At 70.2% G+C, this 17,642-nt stretch carries 14 protein-coding genes, 1 tRNA gene and 1 pseudogene; 6 read left to right on the forward strand and 10 right to left on the reverse strand.

Annotated features, from left to right (window positions below; all coding sequences use genetic code 11):
* Nucleotides 1-35: 35 nt before the first annotated feature.
* The 4 genes from nadC to HV824_RS02715 all read right to left on the reverse strand — a co-directional run bounded on the left by nadC (nt 36) and on the right by HV824_RS02715 (nt 7,160).
* Entirely contained in the window at nt 36-920 is an 885-nt protein-coding gene (nadC, locus tag HV824_RS02700; RefSeq protein ID WP_176415228.1) for a carboxylating nicotinate-nucleotide diphosphorylase, read from the reverse strand.
* 11 nt (nt 921-931) lie between these two features.
* Complete coding sequence (locus HV824_RS02705) at nt 932-4,888, reverse strand: valine--tRNA ligase (protein WP_176422587.1); 3,957 nt, start codon at nt 4,886-4,888, stop codon at nt 932-934.
* Between the two features lie 65 nt (nt 4,889-4,953).
* Nucleotides 4,954-6,228, reverse strand: a complete 1,275-nt coding sequence (gene romR / locus HV824_RS02710) for a motility regulator RomR (protein WP_176415230.1) — start codon at nt 6,226-6,228, stop codon at nt 4,954-4,956.
* Nucleotides 6,229-6,344: 116 nt separating this feature from the next.
* Nucleotides 6,345-7,160 carry a chemotaxis protein CheW gene (locus HV824_RS02715; protein ID WP_176415231.1) on the reverse strand — a complete coding sequence of 272 codons (816 nt, stop codon included), beginning with the start codon at nt 7,158-7,160 and terminating at the stop codon, nt 6,345-6,347.
* A gap of 49 nt (nt 7,161-7,209) precedes the next feature.
* Between HV824_RS02715 and HV824_RS02720 the strand changes: the two genes are divergently transcribed.
* Nucleotides 7,210-8,580, forward strand: a complete 1,371-nt coding sequence (locus HV824_RS02720) for a diguanylate cyclase (protein WP_176415232.1) — start codon at nt 7,210-7,212, stop codon at nt 8,578-8,580.
* A gap of 3 nt (nt 8,581-8,583) precedes the next feature.
* Here the strand turns inward: HV824_RS02720 and encC are convergent, their stop codons facing one another.
* Nucleotides 8,584-8,976: an encapsulin nanocompartment cargo protein EncC gene (gene encC / locus HV824_RS02725; protein WP_176415233.1), complete on the reverse strand. Its 393-nt coding sequence runs from the start codon at nt 8,974-8,976 to the stop codon at nt 8,584-8,586.
* Nucleotides 8,977-9,125: 149 nt separating this feature from the next.
* Here encC and sinK point away from each other — a divergent pair, with 149 nt between their 5' ends.
* Both sinK and sinM read left to right on the forward strand, forming a co-directional pair.
* Nucleotides 9,126-10,643, forward strand: coding sequence for a hybrid histidine protein kinase/response regulator SinK (sinK, locus tag HV824_RS02730; protein WP_176422588.1), 1,518 nt, complete (start codon nt 9,126-9,128; stop codon nt 10,641-10,643).
* On the forward strand, nt 10,640-11,737 hold the full coding sequence (gene sinM / locus HV824_RS02735) for a signal integration modulator SinM (protein WP_176422589.1): 1,098 nt from the start codon (nt 10,640-10,642) through the stop codon (nt 11,735-11,737). The genes sinK and sinM overlap by 4 nt, the downstream gene beginning before the upstream one ends.
* Before the next feature lie 113 nt (nt 11,738-11,850).
* Here sinM and groL read toward each other — a convergent pair whose 3' ends face one another.
* Nucleotides 11,851-13,494 carry a chaperonin GroEL gene (gene groL / locus HV824_RS02740; RefSeq protein WP_176415236.1) on the reverse strand — a complete coding sequence of 548 codons (1,644 nt, stop codon included), beginning with the start codon at nt 13,492-13,494 and terminating at the stop codon, nt 11,851-11,853.
* 168 nt (nt 13,495-13,662) lie between these two features.
* On the reverse strand, nt 13,663-14,019 hold the full coding sequence (locus HV824_RS02745; protein WP_043711631.1) for a response regulator: 357 nt from the start codon (nt 14,017-14,019) through the stop codon (nt 13,663-13,665).
* A gap of 92 nt (nt 14,020-14,111) precedes the next feature.
* On the opposite strand from HV824_RS02745, the gene HV824_RS02750 reads away from it, so the two are divergent.
* Nucleotides 14,112-15,182 (forward strand): metallopeptidase family protein, encoded by a 1,071-nt coding sequence (locus HV824_RS02750; RefSeq protein WP_176415237.1) that lies wholly within the window; start codon nt 14,112-14,114, stop codon nt 15,180-15,182.
* On the opposite strand, the gene HV824_RS02755 is transcribed toward HV824_RS02750, so the two are convergent.
* A complete protein-coding gene (locus HV824_RS02755) occupies nt 15,136-16,113 on the reverse strand; it encodes an NAD-dependent epimerase/dehydratase family protein (protein WP_176415238.1) in 978 nt (325 codons plus the stop codon). The genes HV824_RS02750 and HV824_RS02755 overlap by 47 nt on opposite strands.
* A 46-nt stretch (nt 16,114-16,159) precedes the next feature.
* On the opposite strand from HV824_RS02755, the gene HV824_RS02760 reads away from it, so the two are divergent.
* Both HV824_RS02760 and HV824_RS02765 read left to right on the forward strand, forming a co-directional pair.
* Nucleotides 16,160-16,843, forward strand: coding sequence for a TetR/AcrR family transcriptional regulator (locus HV824_RS02760; protein ID WP_176415239.1), 684 nt, complete (start codon nt 16,160-16,162; stop codon nt 16,841-16,843).
* 67 nt (nt 16,844-16,910) lie between these two features.
* Nucleotides 16,911-17,009 (forward strand) — tRNA-Sec (locus tag HV824_RS02765).
* Between the two features lie 244 nt (nt 17,010-17,253).
* On the opposite strand, the pseudogene HV824_RS02770 reads toward HV824_RS02765, so the two are convergent.
* Together HV824_RS02770 and HV824_RS02775 are read right to left on the reverse strand one after the other, a co-directional pair.
* Nucleotides 17,254-17,397: pseudogene (locus tag HV824_RS02770) on the reverse strand (DUF2381 family protein); the annotation flags it as partial.
* Nucleotides 17,398-17,484: 87 nt separating this feature from the next.
* Nucleotides 17,485-17,642, reverse strand: a 158-nt coding sequence (locus HV824_RS02775) for a transposase domain-containing protein (protein ID WP_176422590.1), incomplete at its 5' end; no start/stop codon positions are given.

Here is a 17,642-nt window from a genome sequence, read left to right on the forward strand (position 1 = left end):
CGGGCAGGAGCCAGGAGCGCCTCCGTGTCCGCGAGCTACGCCGGCTTCGGCTGCTTGCCGCGCGCGGGACGCTTCGCCGCGGCGGTGATTTCCAGCGACAGGTCCATGGCCCGCGCGGAGTGCGTCAGCGCGCCCATGGACACGAAGTCGATGCCCAGCTTCGCCAGCCGGGGCAGCCGGTCCAGCGTGACGCCGCCCGACACCTCGAGCGGGACGCGGCCCGCCGCCAGCTTCACGGCCTCGCGAATCTGCGCGTCGTCCATGTTGTCGAGCATCACCACGTCCGCGCCGTGCTCGATGGCCTCCGCGAGCTGCTTGAGGTTGGTGACCTCGATTTCAATCTTGGTCAGCCGGGGCCCGTTGAGCTTCGCGCGGCGCAGCGCCTCCGCGATGGAGCCCCCCACGGCGGCGATGTGGTTGTCCTTGATGAGGACGCCGTCAAAGAGGCCGAAGCGGTGGTTGGACGCGCCGCCCATGCGGACGGCCTCCTTGGCCACCGTGCGCATCCCCGGCGGCGTCTTCCGCGTGTCCAGGACGCGCAGGTTGGAGCCGCGCACGGACGTGACGGCCTGCTGCGCCAGCGTCGCGATGCCCGCGGCCCGCTGCACGATGTTGAGCGCGGTGCGCTCCGCCGCGAGCAGCGAGCGCATCCGGCCGTGACAGCGCGCGGCGACCATCTTCGGTTTGATCTCCTGACCGTCGCGGCGCAACAACTCCACCTCGACGTTCGGGTCGACCGTCTTGAAGACGCGGACGAAGGCCTCCAGGCCCGCGAGCACCAACTGCTCCTTGGCGACCAGCTCCGCGCTGCCCTCGTAGTCAGGAGGGATGAGGGCCTGCGAGGTGACGTCACCCGCCGCCCCCAGGTCCTCATCGAGTGCGAGCGCGATGAGCCGGTCGAGGTAATCCTGCTGCTGCACGTCTCCTCCTGCTACCGCCGGGCCTTTGCCCGCGCCTTGGGTTTCGCCCCGGTGCGCTTCTTCGCGGGAGCCTTCCGGCCCGCCGCCTTCTTCACCGGCTTCTTGCTGGCGGCAGCGACCTTCTTCGCCGCCCCCTTCTTCGTGGCAGCCTTCTTCGCGGAGCCCTTGGCCGAAGCCTTCTTCGCGGCGGCCTTCTGCGCCGAAGCCTTCTTCGACGCAGCCTTGGCCGGAGCCTTCTTGGCGGCGGCCTTCTGAGTCGAAGCCTTCTTCGCCCCGCCCTTGGCCGGAGCCTTCTTCGCGGCGGCCTTCTGAGCCGAAGCCTTCTTCGACGCAGCCTTGGCCGGAGCCTTCTTCGCGGCGGCCTTCTGAGTCGAAGCCTTCTTCGCCGCGCCCTTGGCCGGAGCCTTCTTCGCGGCGGCCTTCTGCGCCGCGCCCTTGGCCGGAGCCTTCTTCGCGGCGGCACGCGCCTTCTTGCCCGCGGCCTTCTTCGCGGGACGCGCCTTCGCCGGAGCGGCGGGTTCCTCGTCCTCGTCGGAAGCGGAGACAGCGTCCACCACCGTGTCCTTCGCGATGGACGACGCCTTCTTCACCGCGGCCAGCGCGGCCTTCACCACGGCCTTCGCGGTGGAGGCCACCGTCTGCTCGGGCTCAGCGTCCACCTGCGCGGCGGCAGGCGCCTCGCGGGCGTCGCCACCGGCACGCGCCGTGTTGAACTCCCGCATCGCGTCGTCGACGAGCCCCATGCTCATGTACGCCACGCCCAGGTCATGATGGTCGGCCGGAGACAGGCCTTCCTTCGTCCCCGCGCGCAGCTTCTCCAGTGCGTCCTGCACCTGGGGGTCCGCGGCTTCGGCCACACCGCCGGCGGCATCGAGCTCGTCCTTCAGCTCCTCCGCCAGGTCGACGTTCCCCTCTGCCTCCGCGTCCGGCGCGGCCTTCTCCTCGGCCGGTGCGACGGCGGCCTCCTCCTCCTCGGTGGACTCGGCGAGCGTCTCGTATTCAGTGCCCCCCTCGACTGGAGGCGTCGTCTCTAATGGAGCGGCGCTCCCAGGCGGGGTGGTGGGCTCGGTCGCGACGTCGGCTTCGGTCGCGATGTCGGCCTCGGTCGGCTCAACGCTTTCGGTCGGCGTGCTGCTCTCGGACGGCGGCGCTGCGGGCATGGCGGGCTCCGGGGCAATGCGCTGCAGATGGTCCTGAAGCTTGGCCTTGCGCTCCTTCAACTCCTCCACGCGGGCGCGGTCCTTCTCGACCACGTCCGGGGGCGCCTTGGCCACGAAGTTGGGGTTCTCCAGCTTGCGCAGCACACCGGCAGCTTCCTGCTCGGCGCGTGCGATCTCCTTGCGGAGGCGGTCGCGTTCCGCGTCCAGGTCGATGAGACCCGCCAGCGGCACGTAGATTTCCAGGTTCGTTCCCACGAAGGCGGCGGCCTGCGGCGGCTTGGTGCCGGGCGCGCCAATCTCCACCTCGGACAGGCCGGCCAGCGGCATCAGGTACGCGCGCCAGCGCTCCAGCAACTCGCGCGTGCGGGCGTCCGGGCTCTGCACCACCGCCTTCACCTTGGTCGCGGGCGACAGGTTGCTCTCGCCGCGGAGGGTGCGCAGGCCCTCGATGGTGGCGATGACCGGGGCCATCTCCGCCTCGGCGGCCTCGTCCACCAGGTCCGCGTCGGGCTCCGGGTACGACGCGATCATGATGCTGTCCACCGGCCGGGACATCGGCAGCTTCTGCCAGATCTCCTCGGTGATGAACGGCATGAACGGGTGGAGCAATCGCAGGATGCGGTCCAGCGAGTACACCAGCACCGCGCGCGCGGAGTCCTTCGCCTGCTCGTCGGTGCCGTAGAGCGAGCCCTTCGCCAGCTCGATGTACCAGTCGCAGAACTCGGCCCACAGGAACTGGTACAGCGTGGACGCCGCCTCGGCGAAGCCGTAGGTCTCCAGCGAGGCGCGGGCCTCGGTGGTGGCGCGCTGGAGCCGCGAGAGAATCCAGCGGTCCGCCAGCGTCAACGGACGCGCCTTCAGCGGACGCTCATCCAGCGTGAACTCGCCCATGTTCATCAGGGCGAAGCGGCTGGCGTTCCACAGCTTGTTGCAGAAGGCCTTGTAGCCAGCCAGCCGGTCCATGGACAGCTTGATGTCCCGGCCCTGCTGGGTGAGCGACGCGAGCGTGAAGCGCAGCGCGTCCGCGCCGAACGCCGGCATGCCCTGCGGGAACTTGTTCTTCAGCGTCGGCGCGAGCTTGTCCAAGCTGGCGCCGAGGATGACGTCCAAGGGGTCGATGACGTTCCCCTTCGTCTTGGACATCTTCTCGCCCTTCTCGTCGCGCACCATCGCGTGCAGGTACACGGTGCGGAAGGGCACATCCCCCATGAAGTGCAGGCCCATCATCATCATCCGGGCGACCCAGAAGAAGATGATGTCGTGGCCCGTCTCCATGACGGACGTCGGGTAGAACGTCTGGAGGTCCGGCGTGTTGCGCGGCCAGCCCAGCGTGGAGAAGGGCCACAGCGCGGACGAGAACCACGTGTCCAACACGTCCGGGTCCTGGATGAACGTGGCGCCGCCGCACTTCGGGCAGGACGTGGGCTGCTCCCGCGCGACAATCGGCTCCGCGCGCGCGAAGTCCACGCCGCCCACCTTCACCGTCGCGGCGTCCAGCGGCAGGTCGGTGTCGTCCCCCAGCCGAGGGCTGCACGCGGTGCAGTAGTACGCGGGAATCTGGTGGCCCCACCACAGCTGGCGGCTGACGCACCAGTCGTGGATGTTGCGCATCCAGTGGAAGTAGGTGTTCGTCCACGACTCCGGGACGAACTTCGTGCGGCCCTGCTCCACCGCCTCGATGGCCGGCTTCGCCAGCGGCTCGATCTTCACGAACCACTGCGGCGACAGGCGCGGCTCCACCACGGTGGTGCAGCGCTGGCACGTGCCGACGGACAGCTTGTGCGGCTCCTCCTTCTCCAAGAGCCCCAGCTCCTGGAGGTCGGCCAGCACCTGCTTGCGCGCGTCGAAGCGGTCCGTGCCGGCGTACTTGCCGGTCTCCTTCGTCATCCGCGCCGCGTCGTCCAGGATGGACAGCATCGGCAGCTTGTGGCGCAGGCCCGTCTGGTAGTCGTTGAAGTCGTGCGCGGGCGTCACCTTCACCACGCCGGTGCCGAACTTCGGGTCCACCAGCTCGCCGTCCGCGATGATGGGAATCTCACGCCCGCTGAGCGGCAGCACCACGTGCTTGCAAATCAGGTCCTGGTAGCGCTCGTCCTCCGGGTGCACGGCCACGGCGGTGTCGCCCAGCATCGTCTCCGGGCGCGTGGTGGCCACGGTGAGCGTGCGGTCGGAGTCCTTCACCGGGTAGCGGATGTGCCAGATGGAGCCGTTCTTCTCCTGGTGCTCCACTTCCAGGTCGCTGAGCGCCGTGCGACACGACGGACACCAGTTGATGAGCTTCTGGGCCCGGTACATCAGGCCCTCCTCGTACAGCCGGACGAAGACCTCGCGCACCGCGGCCGAGGACTGCTCGTCCATGGTGAAGCGCTCGCGGCTCCAGTCCAGGGACGCGCCCAGGTAGCGGTGCTGCTCGCCGATCCGGTCGCCGAACTTGCCCTTCCACTCCCAGACGCGCTCCAGGAACGCCTCGCGGCCCAGGTCGTGGCGGCTCTTGCCCTCCGTCTTCTTCAGCTCCTTCTCCACCACCATCTGCGTGGCGATGCCGGCGTGGTCCGTACCGGGGAGCCACAGGGCGTTGAAGCCGCTCATCCGCTTCCAGCGGGTGAGGATGTCCTGGATGGTCGCCGTCAGCGCGTGGCCGATGTGCAGGCTGCCCGTGACGTTGGGCGGCGGCAGGACGATGGAGAACGGCGGCTTGTCGGAGGGCGCCTCGGCGCGGAAGTAGTTGCGCTCCAGCCAGAACGCGTAGCGCCGGGCCTCGACCTCGGTGGGCTCGTAGGCCTTCGAAAGTTCAGTGGTATCGGTCATTGAAGGCGGCCGGCCCCGGAGGACCGGGGCCGGCAAAAGGTCAGGAGGTTACGGCGCCAGGCGCCTCAGTGCTGGGTCTCTCGGTCCTTGATGAGCCGCTCGAGCTCCTCTCGGATGATGGTCTCCGCCAGCTGCGGTACCACCTCCCAGGCAATCTTCTCGATGACCTCTCGGGAAGCCTTGGAAAGCGCCTCACGCAGCAGGGCCTCGCCCCCATCCGCGGCAGGCGCACGGGCGCTCGCCGGCCTGGCAGCGACGGGCGCGGCGGGGGGGGCGATGTCCAGCGAGATCTCCTCGGCGTCACCCGTGTCGGGCAGCGAGTCCTCGATGCTGATGGACGGCTGGGCCGCGGCGGGCGCGGGCGCACCCAGACCGAACGGATCCCTGCCCCGCGCGGCGGGCTGCGGCGCCGCCCCCGGAGGCGGAGGCTGCGGCGCGCCCACCGGCGGACGCTGGAAGCCACCCGGCGCGGGACCACCCGGCGGAGGCGGCACGCCCGGACGGGCCACGGCGCCCGGCGGCATTCCCGGTCGCGGAGGCATTCCCGGCGCGGGACCACCCGGCGGAGGCGGCACGCCCGGACGGGCGCCCGGCGGCATCCCAGGCCCTGGAGGACGCGCACCTGGCGGCATCCCAGGCCCCGGAGGACGCGCCATGCCCGGCGGCATCCCAGGCCCCGGAGGACGCGGCGCGCCCGGCGCACCCGGCGGCGGCATCCCAGGCCCCGGAGGACGCGCCATGCCCGGCGGCATCCCAGGCCCCGGAGGACGCGCACCCGGCGGCATCCCAGGCCCCGGAGGACGCGCACCCGGCGGCATCCCGGGCCCCGGAGGCCCCCCCGGACGCGCACCCGGCGGCGGCGCGGGACGGGCCCCCGGCGGCGCGGCGGCGGCGACAGGCGCGGGCGCGGCGGCGGGCGGAGGAGGCGCGTGGCGCACCTGCGTGGCCGCCGACGCGGGCATCGTGTTGGACTTCTGGCCGACCAGCGCCTTCACCTTGTCGAGCAGAATCTGGCTCTCGAAGGGCTTGGTGACGTGGTCATCCGCGCGGGCGGCGCGGGCGCGGTTCTCGTCGAAGGCCTCGAAGGTGCCGGCCAGCAGCATCACCGGGATGCCCTGGGTGGCGGGGTCGTTCTTCAGCGCCTCACAGACCTCGTAGCCGCTCTTGCCCGGCATCATGACGTCCGCGAGGACGACGTCCGGACGCAGCTCGCGGGTGCGGGAGATGGCGTCCAGCCCGTTGTCCACCGCGGTCACCTGAAAGTCCTCGGTCGCGAAGATCATCCCGATCACCTTGCGGATGGTGAGCGAGTCATCGGCGACCAGCAGATTCTTGGGCATCGGTTCGGGCCTCGGGGAGCATCCACTCCCCTGAATTCGTTGGTGATTCCCGCCGCGAGGGTTGACTCGCGGCAGTCTGACAAGCGGGGCAGCTTACGAGTTGCCCTCTGGGACGATCAAGAAAACATGCGCTGCAGGTCCAGGAACGCCACGGGCTCGCTCAACCCGGGAGCGCGGAAGCTGCCCGCGGTGTCGTCCGGCTCGAAACGTTGCAGGACGCCGAGCACCCGCGTGGCCGTCAGCCCCACGTTCCGCCCGGCCAGCTCCGTGAGGACGATGAAGGGCTCCGGCGCGGGCACCTCCCCCAGCAACGCGGGGACCGAGCAGACAGGCCACAGCACCTGATCATGCGGAAAGATACCGGCCACCGGTCCGCTCTGCACGGGCAGGACGCTGAAGGCCTCGCCCCGGCTGATGACCTGCGACACCAGGCCCAGGGGAACGCCAAACAGCCGACGCTGGGACTCGAAGACGAGCGCCCGGTCCGGAGCCGCCTCCGCCCAGTGTACGGGCCGGGCGACGACCGCCGCCGACATCGCCCCCACCCGGTGCGGCAGCGCCTCCGCGATGAGCTCCAGGTACAGCCGCGACTTGTACAGCACCGCGCCCCGGCTCAGCGGCGCCAGCGAGTCCGCCAACCCCGGAGGCAGCAGGAAGAACGGCGCGCGGGCCACGTCCGCCACCTCCACCACGGAGCGCACGCGCACCGCCAGGGTGGGACTCACGTCGAGCACCACCACCATGCCCGGGCCTTCCTCCGGCGGCCCGCCCAGCAGCGCGCAGAGGTCCTTCACCTCCAACACACCCCGCAGGCTGCTGCCATTGGCGCCTGGCATCGCCACTTCCATGACAGACGTCGCTTCCACGGCGTAACGGGTTTCCCCGGCCTCCACGAGAACGCAGAGCCGACGGCCGCTTTCGAAGGGGGACACGGGGGCGACCCTAGCAGCGTTCCAGCGGTTGATGGTAAGCCGATGGGAGATGGCGCGAATCCTCCTCGTCGACGACGAAAAGATCGCCCGCACCCTGTACGGCGACTACCTCACCGCCGTGGGACACGCCGTCACGGCGGTGGGCACGCTACAAGAGGCGAAGGAAGCGCTCGCGGGCGACCGCTTCGACGCGGTGGTCACGGACCTCATCCTCCCCGGTGGCGACGGCATGGAGGTCCTGCGGCACGTGCGGGAACATCACCCGGGCGTGGAGGTGGTGGTCATCACCGGCCTGGAGAAGGTGGACCCCGCCGTGCGCGCCATCAAGAGCGGCGCCGCGGAGTACCTCGTCAAGCCGGTGGCCCCGGAGGCCCTGCAGCACGCCGTGCGCCGCGCGCTCACCACGCGCGACCTGATGCAGGAGAACGCGTCGCTGCGCCGCCACGTGGCCATGCTGGAGGCGGGGCAGCGCATCGCCACCACGTTGGACCGCGAGAAGCTGGCCGCGGTCACCGCCAGCGCGCTGCAGAGCATGGCCTCCGCCAGCGCCGTGGTGCTGCTGGAGCGCGACTCCGCCTTCGCGCTGCGGCGCCACGGCACCAGCGGCCTGTCCACCGCGCTGGAAGAGCCGCTCATCGCCGAGCTCATCGAACGCCTGACGAACGAACGCGGGCCGCGCGAGCTGGACGGCCTGGACGCGCCCTTCCCTCGCGCCGTCTCCGTCCCCGCGCAGGAGGGCGACGCCGTGCTGGGGCACGCGGTGCTCTTCTTCGGCGGCACGGGCGCGGAGTGGGCGGGCGAGACCGCCAGCTTCCTGGTGCGCAACTGGGCGCTCGCGCTGCGCAACCTCGGCCGCTTCGCCGCGGTGGAGGACCTGGCGTACGTCGACGACCTCACCCGCCTGTTCAACACCCGCTACCTGCACCTGGTGGTGGACCGCGAGGTCCAGGACGCGCTCCAGTCGCAGCGCACCTTCAGCCTGCTGTTCCTGGACCTGGACCACTTCAAGTCCATCAACGACACCCATGGACACCTCGTGGGCTCCAAGGTGCTGGTGGAGGCGGCGCGCGTGGTGAAGGGCTGCGTCCGAGACCACGACGTCGTCGCGCGCTACGGCGGAGACGAATACGTGGTGGTGCTGCGCAACACCGACTCCGGCGGCGCGCTCAAGGTGGCGGAGCGCATCCGGCGCACCATGGAGACGCACAACTTCCTGGCGCGCGAAGGCCTGTCACTCAAGCTCACCACCTGCATCGGCGTGGCCAGCTTCCCCGAGCACGCCCAGGACAAGGCCACGCTGCTGGACCTGTCGGACCGGGCCATGTACCGCGGCAAGCGAGGCTCGCGGAACGTCGTGTACATGGCGGCGAATGACTTGGAGGCCCCACCGGCCGAGCGCCGGCAGGCCCACTCGTCCTGACGGCTACCGCCGCATGCTGCCCACGGTGAGGCGCTTCTCCGGGGTGACGTCCGCGGCAGACGGCGCCGCGCCCTCCTTGCCCACGGCCTCCACGGCCTCGTGCGACGCGCCGGAGGTGATGAGCCGGTACTTCTCCACGGCCTCCTTCGCGTGCGCGGCCTGCTCCGGGTCCAACCGGGCGATGAGCTCCCAGAAGAGGGCCGCGTGCTCGCGCTCCTCGTCCATGACGTGCTGGAGGATGGCCTTGGCGTCCTCGTTGTCCGTCGCGTCGATGTGGGCCGCGTAGAGGTTGATGGCGTCCAGCTCCGCCTCGATGTTGAGCCGGATGGAGCGGGCCAGCTCGGTGTCCGTCATCTTGCGGGGAACCAACGAGTGGAACGGGTTGGTCTGCGGCATGAAGGCCCTCCCGAGGCCGGTAGCGCGGTATCCGGGTTTCCGGACGGCGTGACGAGAACGCGGCCAGCATCCGTGCCGGACAGGCCGGGGTCAACGGATTCCCTCCGGGTGCGTTGCGTACAAGCGGTTGCCTCCGCCATGCTCGTCACATGGAAACACCCGCGCCGCTCGCCCAACTGCTCCAGGCCGTGGAGGCAGGGGACCTGACGGCCGCGCGAACAGCGGCGGCGGCACTGCAACGTGCGGGGACGCACAGCTCACAACTGGCGGCGGAGGTGCTGCACGAGCTGCGACAGCCGCTGCTCGGCGTGAAGGCCTACGCGCAGCTCCTCGCGGAGGACGGCGCGGCCCCCGGCCCCCTGCGGCTGCTGCTGGCCCAGGTGGAGCGGATGGAGCAGATCGTCTCCGACTTCATCCGCCTGTCGAGCGAGCGGCCGGCCTCCCAGCAACACCTCTCCCTGGCGGCCCCCATCTGGGCGGCGGCGAAGCACTTCAGCATCAACCCGGACTCCTCGCGCATCTCGCTGGAGGTGGAGGCGCCGGAGGACATCACCATCCAGGGCAACGCGCGCCTCATCGAGCAGCTCACGCTGAACCTGCTCAACAACGCGCGAGACGCCATGGCGGGGCGCGGCCGGGTGAAGGTGGTGCTCACGATGGAGGGCCCCTCCCCTGCCCTCTACGTGGCGGACTGGGGACCGGGCATCCCCGAGGAGCTGCGCGAGCGCATCTTCGAGCCCTACGTCACCGCCAACAAGCGAGGCACCGGCCTGGGCCTGTCCGTGTGCCAGCGCATCGCCCGCGAGCACCACGCGCGCCTCGAGCTGGCCCCGCCAGGCGTCATCCGCGACGTCCCGGCCCCCGCCACCGTGTTCCGCGTGCGCTTCCCCGCGACGGACGCGCCGCCCGCGCGGAAGCAGCGGCTGCTAGTGGTGGACGACGAAATCATCATCCGCATGGTCTTCCGGGACCTGATGGGCAAGGAGTGCGAGCTCATCGAAGCGGCCAGCGGCGAGGAGGCCCTGGAGCTGCTGCACGAGGCCCCGGTGGACCTCATTGTCACCGACAAGAACCTGCCGGGCATGTCCGGCCTGGAGCTGGCGCAGCAGGCGCGGCGGCTGCACGCGGGCTCGCGCGTCATCCTGATGACGGGCTACCCGTCGCTGGTGACGACGCAGCAGGCGTTGGAGCTGGGCGTGGTGGACTACCTGCTCAAGCCCTTCGACGACATCCGTGAAGTGCGCGCCCTGCTGCGCGCCACGCTGACGAAGAAGCCCGCCCCCGCGCCGCTGGAGACGAACCCCGAGATGCGCCGGGTGGACGTGCTGGAGGACAACCCGGCGGCGGCGGCGCAAATCACCCACGCCCTGTCCCTGGTGGGGCTGGAGGCGCGCATCCTGACGACGACGGAGCTGGCCGCGCTGGAGCCGCCCGCGGGCGTGGTGGTGAGCTGGGACTTCACGCCCGCCTACGGGCGCAAGGCGCTGGAGCTGGGCAAGGCGCTGGCGCAGGGCGCGCCCTTCGTCGTGCTGGCCGAGCACCTCACCATGGAGACGGCGCTGGTGTCCCTGCGGGCGGGCGCCGCCGCGTGCCTTCCCAAGCTGATGTCCGATGCCACGGCGCTCAGCCGCGAGCTGAACCGCGCCTTCAAACGAGAGGCCCCATGAGATTCGCGCTCCTGTCCGTCCTGCTGTTGGGTATCGCTTGCTCCTCCGACAAGCCGCCAACGCAGGACGGGCCGGACGCGGGCCGTGGCGACGCGGGCACTGGAACGGAGGACGCGGGCAGCGGCGACGCGGGCAGCGGCGACGCGGGTTGCGCGCCGCTGGCTCCCGGTCCGGGCACGCCACTGCTCACCGGGCTGAACACGCCCCGCAGGCTCGCGGTGGACGGGGCGGACCTCTACATCGTCGAATCCCACTCCCTGAATCCGCAGCAGCCCCAGCCGGGCCCTGGGCGGCTCCTCCGGCTGCCGCGCGTGGGCGGTGACGTGGCGTCCGTGGCCACGGGCTTCCGGGCGCCGGACGCCATCGCCGTGGTGTCGGACTCCCTCTACGTGCTCGACCTGGATGGCCTGTGGCGGGTGGACAAGGCGACGGGCGCGAAGGACGAACGGCCGCTCGACGCCACGCTGAACAACGTCACCATTGGCGGGACGGAGATACTGCCCGCGCGGCTGGGGGACAGGGACGTGCTCGTCGTCGCGACGTCGCACCGCCGCCTGGTGCGCGTGGACGCCTCGGGTGGCAACCGCCAGGAGCTCTACGCGGGCACGGGCTTCACGCAGGTGCGCGGCGCGCGGGTGGTGGGCCAGGACGTGTGGTTCCTGGTCGCCGCCGGAGAGCGCCCCGGCCTCTACAGCGTGCCGCTGGATGGCAGCGCCCCGGCCACGCTGCGCGACGGCAACATCACCGCCGGCACCTCGCTGGAAGTCACGCCCACGCACTTCCTCGTCACCGAGGGCGGCGGCGGAGACGGCCGCGTGCTGCGCCTGCCACGCGAGGGCGGCGCGGTGGAGGTCGTGGCCACGGGCCTCCAGGGGCCCTCCTTCCCGGTGGAGCTCCACGGCACGCTTTACTTCAAGGACGTCAGCACCGGCGGCACGGACTTCCTGCGCCGCGTGAGCACCTGTACGTCGGGCGCCTTGGAGCCCGTGGGCCCGGAGGGCGTGGGGCCCGGTGGCCTGCTGGTGGACGGCGACACCCTGCTCTACACGTCGCAGGAGAGCGGCACCGGCGGCTTCGTGGGCCGCGTGCCCTGAGCGCCCCCGCTGAAACGACAACGGCCCCGGCGCCTCATGACGAGGCATCCGGGGCCGTCCACCACTGAGTTCCAGACGGCCCGGGACTCGCGCCCCGAGCCCTCCGGAGCGGCTCAGTAGTCCATGTCGTCGCCGCCGTAGTCCGGCATGCCGGCGCCCGCGCCGCCGCCCTTGGCCTTGCCCTTGGGGCGATCGGCGATCATGGCCTCGGTGGTCAGCAGCAGCGAGGCGACGGAGGCGGCGTTCTGCAGCGCGGTGCGCTCCACCTTCGTCGGGTCGATGACGCCGGCCTTCTCCAGGTCCTCGTAGATCTCCGTGCGGGCGTTGTAGCCGAACGCGCCGGTGCCCTCGCGGACCTTGTTGATGACCACGGCGCCCTCGACGCCGGCGTTGCTGGCGATCTTCCGCAGCGGCTCCTGGAGCGCGCGCAGGATGATGGCCACGCCGAAGTCCTGCTCACCGCCCAGCTTCAGCTTCTCCAGCGCGGGCAGCGCGCGGAGGTAGGCCACGCCGCCGCCAGGGACGATGCCCTCTTCGACGGCCGCGCGGGTCGCGTGCAGCGCGTCCTCGACGCGGGCCTTCTTCTCCTTCATCTCCGTCTCGGTGGCCGCGCCGACGTTGATGACGGCCACGCCGCCCACCAGCTTCGCCAGCCGCTCCTGGAGCTTCTCGCGGTCGTAGTCGCTGGTGACGGTGTCAATCTGGGTGCGGATGAGCTTGATGCGGCCCTCGATGGCCGCCTTCGTGCCCACGCCGTCCACGATGGTGGTGTTGTCCTTGTCCACCGTGACGCGCTTGGCGCGGCCCAGGTCGTTCAGCGTCAGGGTCTCGAACTTGTGGCCCAGGTCCTCGCTGACCACCGTGCCGCCGGTGAGGACGGCGATGTCCTGCAGCATCTCCTTGCGGCGGTCACCAAAGCCGGGGGCCTTCACCGCGCACACGTTCAGCACGCCGCGGATCTTGTTGACCACCAGGGTGGCCAGGGCCTCGCCCTCGATGTCGTCGGCGATGATGATCAACGGCTTGCCGGCGCGGGCGACCTGCTCCAGCAGCGGAATCATGTCCTGCATCGACGAGACCTTCTTCTCGCTGATGAGGATGTAGGGGTCGTCCAGGACGGCGTCCATCCGCTCGCGGTTGGTCACGAAGTACGGGGACACGTAGCCGCGATCGAACTGCATGCCTTCGACCACGTCGAGCGTCGTCTCGAGGCCCTTCGCCTCCTCGACGGTGATGACGCCCTCCTTGCCGACCTTCTCCATCGCGTCCGCGATGATGGCGCCGATGGTGTCATCCCCGTTGGCGGAGATGGTGCCCACCTGGGTGATGGCCTTCTTGTCGGCGGTGGGCTTGGACAGGCGCTTCAGCTCGCCCACGACGACCTCGACGGCCTTGTCGATGCCGCGCTTGAGGTCCATGGGGCTGTGGCCGGCGGCCACCAGCTTGAGGCCCTCCTCATAGATGGCGCGCGCCAGCACCGTGGCGGTGGTGGTGCCGTCGCCGGCCTTGTCGGAGGTCTTCGACGCGACCTCCTTCACCATCTGCGCGCCCATGTTCTCGAACTTGTTCTCGAGGTCGATCTCCTTGGCGACGGTGACGCCGTCCTTGGTGATCGTGGGCGAGCCGAAGCTCTTCTCGATGACCACGTTGCGGCCCTTGGGGCCAAGCGTCACCGCGACCGCGTCCGACAGGGTACGGACGCCGCGCAGGATGGCCTCACGCGCGGACTGATGGAAGAAAATTTCCTTCGCTGCCATCGCAACCTCCTGAATTCATTGGGGGATTCTACTGGTACGACGCTGGCCGTTAGCACTCGGCCATGGCGAGCGCCAACATAAGGGCCGCTCGAACGATGTCAACCAGGAAGGGCGGCCGTGTGGGCGAGCGGACGGCCCGGAGCACCCTGGCGGGCAGGGCGCCGTGGGCTACTGCGCGAAGCGGACCAGGGTGAGCAGCTGGCCCATGTCCAGGGGCTTGTGAAGCGTCAGCGCCACGCCCTTGCGCAGGCCGCGGTCCGTCACCGAGCCGTCCTCGCTGCCCGTCATCAGCAGCACCGGGACGCTCTGGAAGCGGGGGTCCGCCTTGAGCAGCTCCGTGAACTGGATGCCGTCCATATGGGGCATCACGTAGTCGGTGATGACCATGCTGACCTGGTTGCGCTCCAGCACGTCGAGCGCCTGGAGCGCGTCGGACGCGGAGTAGACCGTGAACCCATGCATCTCCAAGAAGCGAGAGAGCATCGTGCAGAGTTCGAGATCGTCGTCGACGACAAGGATGTTCACGGGACCGAGCGCCGTACCTGGACGGGCGAGGGAACGTAACAGCCGTGCGCGGCGTTGACAACGAAGTGCGCGGCTTCATATGTCGCGGCCCCATGGGGACGCGGACGTCGAAGCGAGCGGGGGTGGGCGGGACGGAGGCGCTGGACGCCGCGGCGGAGGCCTTCGAGGCGGGCGACTTCGAGGTGGCCCTGGCGGCCGCCGACCGCGTCCTGGCCCAGGCCCGTGAGTCGGTGGACGCCCTGCACCTGCGCGCCGCCGCCCTGGTGGAGCTGGGCCGTCTGGAGGAGGCAGGCCGGGCCTTCGGCGCCGCGCTGCGGGTGTCCCCGGACGACCTGGAGGTCCTCCTGGGCACCGCGGACTGCCTCATCTGCCGCGTGGGTGAGGACCGGGAGGCCGTGGAGGAAGGCCTGGGCTTCTGCGCCAAGGGCAAGCGGCTGGCGCAGAAGGCCGGCGACGCGGAGCTGCTCTACGAGTTCCTCCTCCTGGAGGGGATGGGCCTGAACCAGGTGGGGGACTGCCGCGCGGCCCTGGCGAGCCTGGACGCGGCGCTGGGGCACCTGCCGCGCTCGGTGGACGCGCAGCTGGAGCGGGGCATCGCCCTGTTCGAGCTGTGCCGCTTCGACGAGGCGAAGGCCGCCTTCGACGCGGTGCTGAAGGACACGCCCGACGAGGCGTGGGCCCACCAGTACCTGGGGCTGCTGGCGGAGCGCCGGGGCGACGAGAAGGAGGCCCAGCGCCGCTTCGCGAAGGCCCAGGCGCTGGTGCCGGCGGAGTTCTTCCCCCCGGTGGAGCTGGGCGAGGCCGAGTTCGACCGGGCAGTGGAGGCCGCGGTGCAGTCCCTGCCCGGCCACGCGAAGCAGTACCTGGACAACGTCACCATCGCGGTGGAGGACCTGCCGGCGGACGAGGACCTGCTGGGTGAGGACCCTCCCCTGTCACCGAGCATCCTCGGGGTGTTCCGGGGCCTGGCGGTGGGCGAGCGCAGCGTGACGAACGCATTCGACCACGTCCCCGCCTCCATCGTGCTGTACCAGAAGAACCTGGAGCGCTTCGCCCACACCCGCGAGGAGCTCATCGAGCAGATTGGCATCACCGTGATGCACGAGGTCGGTCACCTCATGGGACTGGATGAGGATGACCTGTGGCAACGGGGGCTGGACTGAGGGCGGCGAGCGTCTGGCGGATGCCGTCGCGGTACGGCGTCTTCCGGAGGTCGCCGAGCAGCGCCTTGAGCGCCGAGTCGTCCATGATGACGGGCGTGGTGTGCAGGTAGTGCATCTCCCCCAGCTCGCGCATGAACGGGCTGAAGAGGCCGAGGAGGCGCGCCATCCCCGGCCCCAGCACGGCGTACTTCGCGGGGTGGCCGGCCTGGGCGTAGATGTCCTCCACCAGGGCCGCCTGGGAGGTGACGCCCGCGCCCCCGAGGTTCCAGAAGCGGCCGTAGGCCCCCGGGTGGTCCATGAGCGCCGTCACGGTGGGGCCCACGTCGGGCACGAAGACGAACTCGTGGGGCGTGTCGATGGGGCCGATGAGCTGGGCGCGCTTGCCCTTTGATGCGGCGACGAAGGCGCGGTGGAGGAAGCTGTTCTCCACGCCCGGGCCGTAGAAGTCCGGGAGGCGGAGGATGGTGACCTGGATGGCGCCCGCCTTGTCCGCCGCGAGCAGCAGCTCCTCCTGCTCCTTGCGCATGCGGCCCTTGAAGGTGTGCGGCACGCGGGGGTGGGACTCGTTGACGGTGTCCGTGCGCGGCCGGCCGTAGGGGTACACGCTGGCGATGAAGACGATGCGCTCCACGCCCTCGGCGATGGCGGCGTCGAGCGTGCGCTTCATCAGCACGGGGTGGAGGTGGAACTCCCAGTAGGGCACGCCCACCAGGTAGACGAGCGTCTGGACGCCTCGGGCCGCGGCCCGGATGGAGGCCTCGTCATCCGGGTTCCAGGTGACGAGCTCCGCCTGCGGGTCCGCCCCGAACTCCCGCTGCAGGCCCTCCCGGGAGCGCCCCACCACGCGGTAGCCCCGCCCCTGCCCTCGCAGCGCCTGCGCGACGCTGCGTCCAATGACACCCGAGGCGCCGAACAACGCGACCGTGCCCATGTCCTGCTCCCTCTTCCGAACGGCGAGTGGTTTGTGAACACCGTTCATGAACACTGTTCATCTACTGCTGGCCGTTCAGTTGGTCAAGGCCTACACTGGGAACATGGGGATTGCGGAGCGGAAGGAGCGACAGCGGGCGGAGCTGCGCGAGCAGATTCTGCGAGTCGCCCGGGACATCGTGGTGAAGGAGGGCTTCCCTGCCCTCTCGATGCGCAAGCTGGCGGACGCGGTGGAGTACGCGCCGGCGACGCTCTACCTCCACTTCGAGAACCGGGAGGCCATCGCGAAGGAGCTGTGCGTGCGCGGCTTCCAGGACCTGCTAGCAACGCTGGAGCCCGCGGCCCAGGTGGAGGACCCGCTGGAGCGGTTGCCCAAACTGGCGGAGGCGTATGTCCGCTTCGGCCTGGAGCACCCGGAGACGTACCGGCTCATCTTCATGGAGGACCCGAAGCTCTCCACGGCGCTGTTCGGGGATAACCCGGAGAGCGCGGGGCCGAGGTCCTTCGGGGTGCTGGTGCAGGTGTTCGTGGACCTGCTGGCGGCCGGCAGGCTGGAGGCAGACACGAAGCCGGAGCAGCTCGCGGAGGTGCTGTGGGCGGGGGTGCACGGCATCGTGAGCTTGAGGCTCACGTGCACCGGGTTTCCGGGCACGCCCCCGGAGGAGCTGACGCAGGTGCTGGTGACGACGCTGGTGAAGGGCTTGCCGGGGTTGAAGACGGGACGGGGGTAGACGGTGGCGCGGTGAGCCCGTGGCCCTTTGGTTGACGGGGTCCGGAGGGTCCGGCGTAATCGCAGACGGTAGGGCCTCCGGACCTGGTGGCCGGCCCGGTCTTCAAAACCGGTGAGGGGCGCCGAGAGGCGTCCCTGGCGAGTTCGATTCCCGTGCCCTACCGCCAATACTTCCGAGGGGTTACGTCCCATCACTGCCTCTCTGGCAGCACTGGACCTGTCCGGATGCGTCCAGCGAAGTCTACCGGACGTCGTTAGCGCGTCGTTAGCCGAAAGAAGCAACCTGCCCCCCAGTGACAGAGGCCGCCCCTCTCCAAGAGGCGCACTCCGAACTGCTGCCCCTTAAATGCTCGGGTTTGAGCTGCCATGAAATGGCACAACGCATTGAGAAACCAAATGGGCCCAGTTGCATCAGGGGAAAGTGACGTTGCTGATCGTCACCGTGCGTGCTCCATCTGACTCCCACAACTTGAGCGAAAAGGAGCCTCGTGCAGATTCAGCGGAAGCTTCAGCCTCAATCACCACGCGCCCGTTCCCGCCCGAAATGATCGGCGACTCTGTAACCGTCCGGTGGACGTCGTGCCAGGAGGCTTGATGACGGACGAGGACCGTGTTCGGCGCGCGCCTCGACGAGCGAGCTGTTCAGGGACTGAGCTGGAGGGGCGAATCGGGAGGGTCGGCGGCGCGTCGCCGCTTCCACTCGTGGGGTAGCAGCTCACCGATGCGCGAGTTGGGGTGTGTCTGCACGCGCAGCAGGACGTCCGCGAGATACGTCTCGGGGTTGACGCCGTTGGCCTCGC

The organism is Myxococcus sp. AM009 (assembly GCF_013372605.1).
Classification (GTDB): Bacteria; Myxococcota; Myxococcia; order Myxococcales; family Myxococcaceae; genus Myxococcus; species Myxococcus vastator.